Genomic DNA, 10512 nt, shown 5'->3' on the forward strand with positions numbered 1-10512 from the left:
AAATTGAAGATTGCTCATACTCACATTTCCACGTTGCCGCGGAAGATATGAGGCAATTCGATCAAATTGTTCTTTTGTTATTTCCATATAATTATTATACTATATTTTATACTTTAATGCAATAGTGTTAACAGACTCTAATATCTCTCGCCATGTTTGCTCAACTCCTCATAATATTTCTCCATAAAGGCCCTTATCACAACCTTATCGCCTTCCGGCAGATTGTAATAAGAGCCTGGCAGGATGTTCTTATCCCGGAAAAGCAGATACATCAATCCGATTTCCAGATCATCGTTTATTTTTTTTTAATTTCTTCCACCGTCGAAACGCGGTATCCGCTTAATTTTTCGACTTCGCGGGAGAGGTCTTCAATCTCTCCGGGAAGAAGCATTTTCTTCAGCAGTTCCGCCGGGGTCGGTACAGAGTATTTTGCCAAAAGTTCGGGCGATTTCAAATCGGGCGATTTCAGCCCCGCCAGAACAATAACGACCGGCATGTCTTCCACGTTGTGGGATTCTTTAATCTCTGCAACGCGGCTGTAAGTAAGAGCGCGGATGGTAAATATCACATTGCCCCCACAAAGCTTGCTGAGCCGTTTCATTTTCAGCTCCTTTTCGGGCGCGTTTGGAATTTCTGCTTTCAGAAGCAGTTCAAGCGTATTATCCATTTTATACCTCCGGAATCAGGTCAAGGAAGCTGTAATCCGTATAGGTAAACGGTGCCTCTACGGAGCCGTTTTTACCAACTTCCCAATCGGCAAGCGTCAGGTCGTCAAACGAAACGCCGGTAACGCAAACACGCTCTGCTCCGTAAGCATCCGGGTCGGCCAGCTTGGAAATGATCGTAAACCGCACGTCCTGGCCGGATTTAATCTTTTCCCCGATCAGCCGTGCCATGCGGCTGCTGCATTTGTGCAATTTCAGGCTTCCGGTCAGTTCAATATTGGTTACCTTGTTGTCAACCGCCATTTTTCCGGCGAGCTGAACCTTTTCCTTGTTGACCTTTACGGCCAGTTTACAGCCGTAGCACTCGGAAACATATTCGCCGTCAAGCCAAACTTCCCCCCAAGTGCCGGATATAATTCTTTTTGCATTATCCATATCTCTGCCCCCTTAAAACGTTATGTCAAGATTGATGTCCTCAATTGTGTCAGGAATACTGACGGTTGCTTTCAGGAAAACGTGCGAACCGGTGTCTGCCGTTTTGATTTCCTGCTCGGACAGCTTCGACGTGTCAATTCCCTTTCCCTGCAAATAGGCTTCCTGAGCCTCAAGGTCAAGTTCAACCGACGATTTTCCGGCCGTCAATACCCCGTCTGTTTCCAACTGGTCGAAATATTCCTTGATCGCTGTGATCAGCAGGCATTTATGGTCGTATGTATTGCTGTATTTCCCGATATAGTTGTCCTGCGTCAGCATACGGATATCGTCTTCAATCATATCCTTTGCTTCAATAATTTTGATTTTTTTCCATGAACCGTTTTTCTGATCCGTTGTGGTGGTAAGGCTGTTCACGCCGCGCCCTACCTTCACTTTTTCCCCGTCGTGGAAAATAACAAACTGCCCCGCATCGATCGCGGTGTCGATTTCGGACTCGGTCATCCGTTTTACATCCGCTATTTCGGGCAATTCGGCATACGTGCAGGATATTGTAATCGGCGTGCCGGCAATCAACCCCGCTATGCGTCCGCAGTATCCCGACGTCGTATAGATCTTATCCCCCACCCTGATTTCGTCCGATGTAAAATTGATGACTCCTTCATTATCTGCCGCAGTATTTGGCACGATGGCTTTCGGCGTCCGCTTGTCTGCACGCTGGGCTTTCACCCATGTAACAATTTCGGCGGCCTGCGCGGTAGTGCAATCCGGCGGTCCCACTACATAATTCACTTTCTGCGTTGCGAAATACGCAAGTGCGGCAGAAAGGCCTTCCGCGTCTGCGGCCAGCACGTAAGCAATCACTTTGCTAGGCTTATTGACGTACCCTAAAAATACGTGGGAGAGGTACTCTTTGTTTGCCACGCTGAGTTCCTTCGGGATTTGCGTATCGCTGGTCATTACGTGCGCCCCGGCGGTACCCGCGGCAGAATCCAGCAGTATAACCGCCACAACCCCGCGCGAAGCACGCCGTGTCGCCGTTGCGGCCGCGTTTTTAAAACTGATATTAATGTTAGGCAGTCCCACGATTATTCCTCCTTTAAGTTCCATTCAATTTCTTTCATCAGCGGCGCCGTATCCGTTTCATCGGAGCGGTCGTCATAAAATTCCAATTGCAGATCCACATAAGAGCGGTCAAAATCCGCTCCCCCGGTGCTGGCTTGCACTTCCAGCGCCCGGTCCGCCACTTTCAAATATCCTTTTCGGAACAGGTTCAGCACGCCGTCCTGAAGGTTAACCAATACCCCGTCGTCGCTGTTTCCAAACGCGTCCACCACAGCAAAACAGGTAATGGTAAGATATACCGTTTGCTTCACCGTACGGCAGTTTACGGAGCCGAGTTCGTTTGAAATGGCCTCAATTAAATAGCTAGGGCGTTCGAAATCCTTCGGGGTTCGGTTCAGGTAAACACATTCCGCATTCAACTGGTCAACCAGAAGGTCGTTAACTGATTCCATGATTTGCCTTGTTGTAATCACCGTCAACCCTCCAGTTCCTTTGCCAGTTCGTCGACAAATTCTTCCACAATCTGAATTGCCTTGGCTTCCACATTCCGGCGCGCAGCTTCATAAAAATTCCTGCCGTCAACATACGGTACATTGATTTTTGGACGGTAGCGGTATTTTTTATTCCCTTTATGTACTGCTTTCGGCTTCCTAATTTTATGCCCCGCTTCGTTGTAGTTGGTAATCGCGCCTGGGCTATTGCTTCCGGTTGCGGATTTGGTCGGCCTTACGGCGGTATATCCGCCGCCGCTGCCGACTTTCATTTCCTGCCAGCTTTTTAATTTCTCCCCGCCGTCCTTAAATCCGGCCTGCGCAATCTGCGCGTTTACCTCTTCCTGCAACATCCGCCCGAGGCATCCATGCAATTCCCGGCGCTTTTGCGGGAATTCTTTGAGAAGCGCGTCAAGATCGGCTGTCAAGACATCCAGATCATCCGAGGCAATACTGGTATTGTTGCTCATTTTCACACATCTTTCTGAACTAAAATTTCGTACTCGTTTTTGTACTGGTCAAGCGTGTGGGCGATTTGAACATTGTACGTAACCCCTTCGATTTCCACCAAATCGGCAAGCTTCAGGGCAACTGCTTTCGGCGTAACCAGCACATACTGTATTTCGCTGACGGCCTGCGGCTTCTGCTGGGCGTATCCCATGTACTTTTCCACCAGGCACCCGGGGAAGGTAAGCAAAATTTCTTTTCGCTTCACCGGATTCTTGCGTTCATTTTTTGTGACAGTAATTCGGGTTACCGTGCAGATCTTCGGCTCGATTCTGGCTGCCGTAACCTCGTAATACATACGCTTTATTTCCGCAATATCGGTTAGGAAATAAAAATCGCCCTTCCAGCGAAAAGCATTGAAAAGGGACAAATCCTGCTTTCGAACCGTGAATTTTACGGATTTTACGCCGATTCCCACTTACGAAAACAGATTGGTTTTATTCAGCTTTTCCACTTTCCCGAACATAACGCGCTTTACATTCCAACCGCAGACAATCCCGATTTGCTGCAACTCAAGTACGCTGATCTGTTCATTCAATTCTCCTGCGTTCATATTCCCTCAGTCCCTTCCTGTGCAGCAGACGGGGTGGAATACGTCAGTTGCGCAATAAGCGATTGAAGGCCGAACGGGAGCGTGCCGGTTTCCCCAACCGCTCCCCTGTTATCGTACCAATGTGCGAACAGCATTTCGACGGCAAGGCAAAATATCGGGTTTTTCTCGTTTTCCGCCTTGTCCTTCTGTTCAATCGCGTTAATGATGTAATTTTCCGCCGCGTCGAAAATCGTACGGACAGCCTCTTTATCCTCTTCAACACGCGCGTAGGCTATCGCTTGGTCGATCAGTTCCGCCATGTTTCAGCCTCCCAAAACGGAAGCGTGCCGGTTAAAGCACGCTCGTAACATCGATCTTGCCATATACAACCGCTGCAGGGTCAATCTGCCTGAAGTCCTCACGCTCAATCATGCGGATTTCGGTACGGTTCTTTCTCCAAGCTGTGCCGCCGACATCCGTTGTCGCAATCTGGTAGCCCTGACGCTCAAACATGACCACAGCGTCAGCCAGCGAACCAACAAAGATCGGCGCGAGCTTTTTGTCAGTTCCCGTGGTTGCCAGTACGTTGTTCCCAATGACATGCACCGGCTTTCCGGCGAAGAGCTTCTGCGTGGGCTGCGTAACGTCAGCCTGCAAAAGGGGCTTTCCATTTTTATCTTCCAGCGTGTCAAGATACTGGAATCCGTCCTGATTGGTTACAATGATCGCGGACGCCGCCAACATCGGATCCAATGTTACGTTCAGCGCCTTCTTAATTGCCTTGTAGTCGGCAAATGCTGTCGGCGTAAGTGCTGTAAGAATGGAAAGGATATGCGTATTTCTGGTAACAACGGATTTCTTCCCAAACCACTGTGTCAGGTAAGCGAGAATATTCTGGTCGCTGTCGTCAAGCAAATCCTTCGGAACCGGCAGCCAGCCGCCGTAATCTTTGATTTTATAGCTTACTTTTTCAAAGGTCGGGTTATCCGTTTCCGGAATATCTTGGTCATCCGCTTCCAGTTCCTCCAGCGGCGTCATGGTTGCTACTTTTTCATATACGCGGGACCCGGAAAGGGTAGTAACCGGTGTTACGGTAATGAACGGCTCCAATTCCGAAAGCGTACGCTTATATTGGTTAATCGCCGTCTGCACATCCTGCGGAAGCAGCAGGCCTCCGTTTTCATCCGGGGTTTCGTGCAACCCTGTAACAGTACCGCCTCCTTCGCCCTCATCCAGCATCTGGCGTTCATCCGCACTCAGTTTCTGACGGCGGAAAGCCTTAAAAAATGCTTTGCGATATAGGGCTTTGCGGTCCTCCAAATCCTTTTTTTCACCTTTGGAAAGGGGAATACCGCCCAGATTGGATTCATCTTCCAGTTTTGCCAGCAAATCGGCTTTTTCGGTAAGATTTTCAGCCTCTTTTGCTTTTGCCTTGGCTTCCTTGAGTTTATCTTCGGCAACGAGATTGCGCGCTTCTGCTTTCAGGACAGAAATCTGATTACGAAGTTCCCTTTCTTCTCTTGTCATAATTATACCCCCAATAATAAATTTGACCGGCCTTAAATCAGGTCGATCATCAGTAATATTTTTTCTTTTTCCGATTGATTGCTCACCGTAGGCTTTGGTTCTTCCAGCTTCGGATTCTTTCCCGTGGCCGTTTTCTTTTCGGCCAGCATGGCGCGGGTCTTCTCGATGACAGCGTGCGAAAGCGGCAATCCATAGGCTGCGACAAGCTGTGGCGTTGCCGCGTCAGCAACTTTATCCACCAGTTTCAATTCAACAGCCTGCGCGGCGGTAATCCATGTCTCTTTATCCATCATTTTTAGGGCATCTTTTTCATCCATGCCGGATTTTGCAACGTAAGCCGCCGCGATTGCCTTATCGGCGTTTTGCAGCATATCCGATGTTGCGTCCATTGCATGGAGATTGCCCTCTGCCATAGTAGACACGCGGTGTACCATCAGCATGGCTGTCGGTGACATATCGGACGGACCGGCCATTGCAATTACAGACGCCGCGGACGCCGCAAGGCCGGTAATGTGAATATGTACGCCGCCCTTGTACCCGCGAAGCGCGGAATAGATACCCGACCCGGCAAAAATGTCCCCGCCGTAACACGTTGAAATTTCCACATCCAGCGGCTGGCCGTCCGCCTTTTCAATGGCTTCTGTGACATCTTTCGGAGATGTGGCGCTGATACCGAAATAATCATAAATAAATTTGTCGTCGTCCGGTACGATATATCCTTTAATTTCAATTGCCATTCTTTTCCCCTCCTTTCTTCTGGAATGCTATGCCTTCGGCGAGCAGCGTCGCCGGGGCAAGCGCGGCGTTCCCATACAGGATATCTCCGCCATCCATCGGCGGGTCCTCTTCGAGTGCCCGGCATTCGTTCGGTGTTTTCAACATATTCTGTACAGCGTCCTTGTACATGGCATAGCGTTTTTCTATGTCGCCGCGGAGGATGACATCGGCATTGAATTTCACGTACAGGTCACTTTGCTGCTCCGACGGCAAAAATACCTTATAGGTGATTTCCTGCTCATAATTCGTCAGGATAGCCATGATCGTGTCCGTGTAAAATTCCCGGTTGCTTTCTGACACCGACGCATACGACGATTTCGTCATGTCGTTCACCTGATGGGGTTTAATTCCGAACGCTGCCGTTAACTGCTGAACCGTAAAGCGCGTATTCTCCAGAAACTGCGCGTCCGTCATCTTCAATTGCAGCGGCTGAAATTGCATTCCAAGCGGCATAACGGCAATCCGGTTTGCGTTGATAAGGCCGGTTGCCATATGTTCAAATTTTTCGCGGGTTTTCCGCCGGCCTTCTTCATCGAGGTCGCCTACATATTGAAGTACACCGGAAACCGACATCCCCCTTTTGTAACTGTTGTTCAGAAACTGTGCCGACGCATTGCTGTTCTCAATGGTATTTTTAAGCTGCTCAATCACGCTTAGGCCGACAAGGCCATTCGTCGTCAGTCCCTTAAAGTGCAGGATTTCGTCAGGGTCGATTTTATACTGATTTCCAAGATTATCGGTGTAAACATACCATACCGACTGCTCTGAGGATAGCAACCCCACATCATCAACGTAAATTTGCATTCTCCGGCTGTCAAGCGGATAAAAGCCCTGGATCCTGCCATTTTTTCTGTTAATATCCATCCATGCATAAGTATTTCCGTAAAGGTTCCGCTGCGTTTCCAGGCATGACCAGAATGTAAATGCACTCATATACGGGTTTGGCCGTACTTTCATAAGAAAAAGCAAATAATGATTTACCGGCTTTCGCTGGACGTTCTCATCGCTTTTATAAATTTTCAGCGGCAATTTCCCAAGTGTTTCGGAAAGAATCTTCACGCAAACGTAAACCGTCGTCTCTTTCAGCGACTTTTCACCCCGTATAGATAGTTCATCCCCGGTCAGCCCGAGCCATTCACGCAGATCATTCCAGTTCTGATCTGCCCCAGTAAGCTGCTGATTATATAACCGTCTCCGATAGGCGCTTCGAAAAAGCAAATCACATCACTCCCTTCCCGGAGGGTACACGGTAAACCAAATGCCAAGCCCAAGCAGCTCCACGCCTATTACATAAAGCCCCGCAATAAAAGACAACTGGAATGTTGCCGCCGCAGCACAGGCAAGCCCGCTTAGAATCAGCACATCCTCCATGTTGTTCAATATTATTTTGACGATTTGCTTTATCATACGCCCCACCACTTTTCATAGAATTCGTCGTCATATTTTGCGACGTTTATTTTCTCCCGGCGATCTGCCATCGCCAGCTTGTGCGCGTCAATTACAGCGTCGCACGGGTCGATCCGCTTTTCTTCCAGATTTTTATCAATTTTCATTTCCCCGAAGCTGTTATGAACCACCACCGCATTCCGGAAGCTCCATTCCAGCAAGGTGTTCCGTTTGTCCCGGATGATTTTCCCGGCGTCAACCGAATTTCGAAAATCATCCGTCGCGTCGTGTAAGTTACGTGCCGATTGCGGAATCATAACCAGATCACAGTTGAACTCTTCCAAATCGCTTAAAAACGCGTCTGCACCATGCGGGTCATACGCAATCCCTTTCAGGTGCAGATCGTACTTCTTAATAATGTCCTTGTAGTACGACAGGATGTATTTGTAATCGGTTTTGTACCCGCCAAGCGTTTCTGTTAGGGTAAGCAATTCGTTTTTTACCCACATACGGTATGGCGCTTTATCTTTTTTCTCGTGTTCTAACAGCCGCGCGGCGGGCATAAAGGAATGGCTGTCGATAAAATAGCAATCGTCTTCCAAAGGGAACTCTAAAGCCCCGCTTGTTAGGTCGCCGCCGCTGGAAAGGTCCAGGCCAAGCCAGCAGCTTCTCCCGCGCATATCTTCAAGCGTCGTATTGCTTGCAGCCTGATTCCATTTCTCGTCGTCCAGATACCGGTTTTCGCTGGCCGCTACCCACAGATTCAGGTCTTTTGTCATGAAATCGAGCAGGTCTTCCCCGCCCTTTTCGCGTGCCTGCAAAGCAGCGGCACGCAGGCTGGTCAGCGTTTCCGGGGTCCATAGCGGATGTGCTTTCGGCCAGACACTTTCATCATAGATTTTGTCACCCACAATATCGTCTTTATCCGGTTCGCAAATAAAAACGAAATGGTTCTCATCCGGGAACCCGTTCAAAATTCCAATTGCATAATCATATTCTTTTTTGCACGGGGAATTAAGGTCAAAACCGGCTGTTGTAATAATGGAAACTAAACATGATCTTAATTTTTTCGTTCCATCTGTCAGAAGCTTATACATCTGGTTGGTTTTATGCTTGTGGTATTCGTCCACGCTGGCGAAATATGGCCGGAATCCATCGATAGTATCGGTATCACGTCCCAAGGCAGCAATCGTTCCATGGGTCAAGTTACACCGAATTTCACTTTTGTAATCTTGAATCGTAAACAAACCTTTTTCATATTTGCTTCCACTCAGTTCCGAATCTGCCTCAATGAACTTATAGCATTCTTTCAATACGATTTTTGCCTGGCGTTCTTTGGTAGCTACGCAATAAATCTGCGGGTACTGATAACCCGTAAAATTCCCATAATAAAGCGCCGGAATGGCGTTCATTACTGACTTCCCATTCTGGCGCGCAATCTGAATATATGATGTGCGGTATTTCCGGTACCCGGTGTCCTTCAGCACCCATCCGTTCCAGTTTGCCATAATAAACGCCTGAAACGGATACGCGCGGAAAGGCTGTTTTTCATCCCCTTCCGCCAAAATCAGGTTTTCCGAAAAGTCAATCATGTGCTTTGCTTTCTTTTCGTCGTATACATAAGGAAATTCCGGTGTGCCTTGCCGCTTTAAATCGCGAAGATGCCGTTGGCAGGCGAGTATTTCGCTGCGCCCAACCGGCCGGTCGATCGTTTTGTTAACCACACTTTCGGCGTATTTTGTCGCCCTATCCACTTATACCACCGCCGAAGTTTTCCCATCGGCTTTGTGGCTTCTTTTCTTCCTTTTTCGGTACGTTTTTGATTTTTGCCAAAGGATTCAGGAATAGCCTGTCTTCCATCTTAATCAGCATATCCATCTTCTTATTAATGGCGGATTCAATAGACAACAAGGCGCTAACCGAAATCATATCCCGAAGCTGCTTTTTCACTTTGGTGCTGAACAATTTCCGTTCTTCGTTTTCATCATCTACGTATGTCCCTTCGAGTGCTTCGTCCAGTTCCGCCATATCGTAATGAATTTCCTTAATCCGCTGATACGATGTCAGCAAATCCTGATATTCGCTGAATGATTTACAGTATCTGGCCAACAGCCCCGAATCGCCGGAGCTGACAAAGTCAAAATCTTTATATAGTGCGGTGATTTCTTTCCATTTTTTATATGCAACAAGATCGTTTTTCACAAATTCAGGGCATTTCAATTTATGGCTTCCAAACTGTATCTCATTTTCCTTGCGGGTTCGGATTTCCTCTTTTGTCAGATGTTTTCTGCCCTCAGCCTCCAATAATTCAATCGGCTTTGCGTTTCTACCCATGTCCGTTTTCACCTCCAATTTTTATTTAGGGAGTTTTTGCGGGAAATAAGGGGGCTTGCGGTCTTCTGCCATTTGGCCAAAACTTTCTCTTATACCCCTACCCCATTCACAATGTTTTTGGTTTCAAGCGATTCAGCCGAATTCTTCCTCCCATCTTTCAATCAGTCCAAGCAACTTCCGTTGTGTTTCTTCGCGCTTACTTGTCTTATATAACTGTTCGATCATCCCATGGTTGGCATTGCTCAATGGAATAAGGTTCCCTATACTCAATCTATCGCTCCAATACTCACGTAATGGTTTGATGTGGTGAACCATTTCAGCCTTGACGATCTCATGGTCAACGAAATAAGCCCATAGGTCCAGCCCATGATACTTCGCTATGATAACCCGCTGCAACTTAACCCATTGCTGGGAATGATAGAATGCTGTCAGCTTTGCATCCCTTTTATGCCGGACGGATGAATCATACTCTGCCTGCCTCGCATTAATTAAAGCCATATGCTTTTGGCAGTAGCGCTCCGATACCGGTATCAGTTCATGACAACCAAGATAAGGGCAGATATGTTTAAGGCTCATTTTTCTTTCCTTTACAATCTAATTTTTTCACTACTGTCTTTTCTGTGTGTGTTCTCTCCGTTCTTTCAAACTCTTGTTTTGAATTCTCATAAGCGCAACATGGCAGTATGCAGAACATCACTCCGCACCGCCTGTATTCATTCCACACGCAGCGTTTACTGCATAGCATACTGTCACCTCTAAATAAGCATAAGAAAAGCCCTGGCTTTTCACAGCCAGA

15 protein-coding genes are annotated in these 10512 nt (G+C 47.8%); all 15 read right to left on the reverse strand.

Annotation, left to right across the window (positions count from 1 at the left end):
- Positions 1-295: 295 nt before the first annotated feature.
- Positions 296-667 (reverse strand): phage tail assembly chaperone, encoded by a 372-nt coding sequence (locus P9B68_RS11445; protein ID WP_135661145.1) that lies wholly within the window; start codon positions 665-667, stop codon positions 296-298.
- Between the two features lies 1 nt (position 668).
- Positions 669-1100: a phage tail tube protein gene (locus tag P9B68_RS11450; RefSeq protein ID WP_135661144.1), complete on the reverse strand. Its 432-nt coding sequence runs from the start codon at positions 1098-1100 to the stop codon at positions 669-671.
- Between the two features lie 12 nt (positions 1101-1112).
- Positions 1113-2183, reverse strand: a complete 1071-nt coding sequence (locus P9B68_RS11455) for a phage tail sheath subtilisin-like domain-containing protein (RefSeq protein ID WP_135661143.1) — start codon at positions 2181-2183, stop codon at positions 1113-1115.
- Between the two features lie 2 nt (positions 2184-2185).
- Positions 2186-2635, reverse strand: a complete 450-nt coding sequence (locus P9B68_RS11460; protein WP_243113038.1) for a DUF6838 family protein — start codon at positions 2633-2635, stop codon at positions 2186-2188.
- 2 nt (positions 2636-2637) lie between these two features.
- Entirely contained in the window at positions 2638-3123 is a 486-nt protein-coding gene (locus P9B68_RS11465) for a hypothetical protein (RefSeq protein WP_135661142.1), read from the reverse strand.
- A gap of 2 nt (positions 3124-3125) precedes the next feature.
- On the reverse strand, positions 3126-3578 hold the full coding sequence (locus P9B68_RS11470; RefSeq protein ID WP_277669091.1) for a hypothetical protein: 453 nt from the start codon (positions 3576-3578) through the stop codon (positions 3126-3128).
- The gene (locus P9B68_RS11475; RefSeq protein WP_277669092.1) at positions 3579-3713 is read right to left on the reverse strand and encodes a hypothetical protein; all 135 of its coding nucleotides are present in this window, start codon (positions 3711-3713) and stop codon (positions 3579-3581) included. It abuts the gene before it with no gap.
- Entirely contained in the window at positions 3710-4012 is a 303-nt protein-coding gene (locus P9B68_RS11480; RefSeq protein WP_277669093.1) for a head-tail connector protein, read from the reverse strand. The genes P9B68_RS11475 and P9B68_RS11480 overlap by 4 nt, the downstream gene beginning before the upstream one ends.
- A gap of 31 nt (positions 4013-4043) precedes the next feature.
- Entirely contained in the window at positions 4044-5219 is a 1176-nt protein-coding gene (locus P9B68_RS11485) for a phage major capsid protein (RefSeq protein ID WP_135661139.1), read from the reverse strand.
- Positions 5220-5251: 32 nt separating this feature from the next.
- Complete coding sequence (locus P9B68_RS11490; protein ID WP_277669094.1) at positions 5252-5956, reverse strand: head maturation protease, ClpP-related; 705 nt, start codon at positions 5954-5956, stop codon at positions 5252-5254.
- On the reverse strand, positions 5946-7214 hold the full coding sequence (locus tag P9B68_RS11495) for a phage portal protein (RefSeq protein WP_277669095.1): 1269 nt from the start codon (positions 7212-7214) through the stop codon (positions 5946-5948). The genes P9B68_RS11490 and P9B68_RS11495 overlap by 11 nt, the downstream gene beginning before the upstream one ends.
- Positions 7215-7220: 6 nt before the next feature.
- Positions 7221-7403 carry a hypothetical protein gene (locus P9B68_RS11500; protein ID WP_135661136.1) on the reverse strand — a complete coding sequence of 61 codons (183 nt, stop codon included), beginning with the start codon at positions 7401-7403 and terminating at the stop codon, positions 7221-7223.
- Entirely contained in the window at positions 7400-9136 is a 1737-nt protein-coding gene (locus P9B68_RS11505) for a terminase large subunit (protein WP_135661135.1), read from the reverse strand. Before P9B68_RS11505 ends, P9B68_RS11500 begins: the two co-directional genes overlap by 4 nt.
- The gene (locus tag P9B68_RS11510; RefSeq protein WP_135661134.1) at positions 9129-9716 is read right to left on the reverse strand and encodes a P27 family phage terminase small subunit; all 588 of its coding nucleotides are present in this window, start codon (positions 9714-9716) and stop codon (positions 9129-9131) included. Before P9B68_RS11510 ends, P9B68_RS11505 begins: the two co-directional genes overlap by 8 nt.
- Positions 9717-9848: 132 nt before the next feature.
- A complete protein-coding gene (locus P9B68_RS11515) occupies positions 9849-10292 on the reverse strand; it encodes an HNH endonuclease (protein ID WP_135661133.1) in 444 nt (147 codons plus the stop codon).
- Positions 10293-10512: the final 220 nt, after the last annotated feature.

Origin of the sequence: Caproiciproducens galactitolivorans, from assembly GCF_029266045.1 — a bacterium.
GTDB lineage: Bacteria > Bacillota > Clostridia > Oscillospirales > Acutalibacteraceae > Caproiciproducens > Caproiciproducens galactitolivorans.

Excerpts from the sequence above, each read along its gene's own strand:
- P9B68_RS11480 (WP_277669093.1), bottom strand. The coding sequence starts at position 4,012 with ATGGCGGAACTGATCGACCAAGCGATAGCCTACGCGCGTGTTGAAGAG.
- P9B68_RS11490 (WP_277669094.1), bottom strand. The coding sequence starts at position 5,956 with ATGGCAATTGAAATTAAAGGATATATCGTACCGGACGACGACAAATTT.
- P9B68_RS11510 (WP_135661134.1), bottom strand. The coding sequence starts at position 9,716 with ATGGGTAGAAACGCAAAGCCGATTGAATTATTGGAGGCTGAGGGCAGA.
- P9B68_RS11465 (WP_135661142.1), bottom strand. The coding sequence starts at position 3,123 with ATGAGCAACAATACCAGTATTGCCTCGGATGATCTGGATGTCTTGACA.
- P9B68_RS11485 (WP_135661139.1), bottom strand. The coding sequence starts at position 5,219 with ATGACAAGAGAAGAAAGGGAACTTCGTAATCAGATTTCTGTCCTGAAA.
- P9B68_RS11515 (WP_135661133.1), bottom strand. The coding sequence starts at position 10,292 with ATGAGCCTTAAACATATCTGCCCTTATCTTGGTTGTCATGAACTGATA.
- P9B68_RS11450 (WP_135661144.1), bottom strand. The coding sequence starts at position 1,100 with ATGGATAATGCAAAAAGAATTATATCCGGCACTTGGGGGGAAGTTTGG.
- P9B68_RS11500 (WP_135661136.1), bottom strand. The coding sequence starts at position 7,403 with ATGATAAAGCAAATCGTCAAAATAATATTGAACAACATGGAGGATGTG.
- P9B68_RS11445 (WP_135661145.1), bottom strand. The coding sequence starts at position 667 with ATGGATAATACGCTTGAACTGCTTCTGAAAGCAGAAATTCCAAACGCG.
- P9B68_RS11475 (WP_277669092.1), bottom strand. The coding sequence starts at position 3,713 with ATGAACGCAGGAGAATTGAATGAACAGATCAGCGTACTTGAGTTGCAG.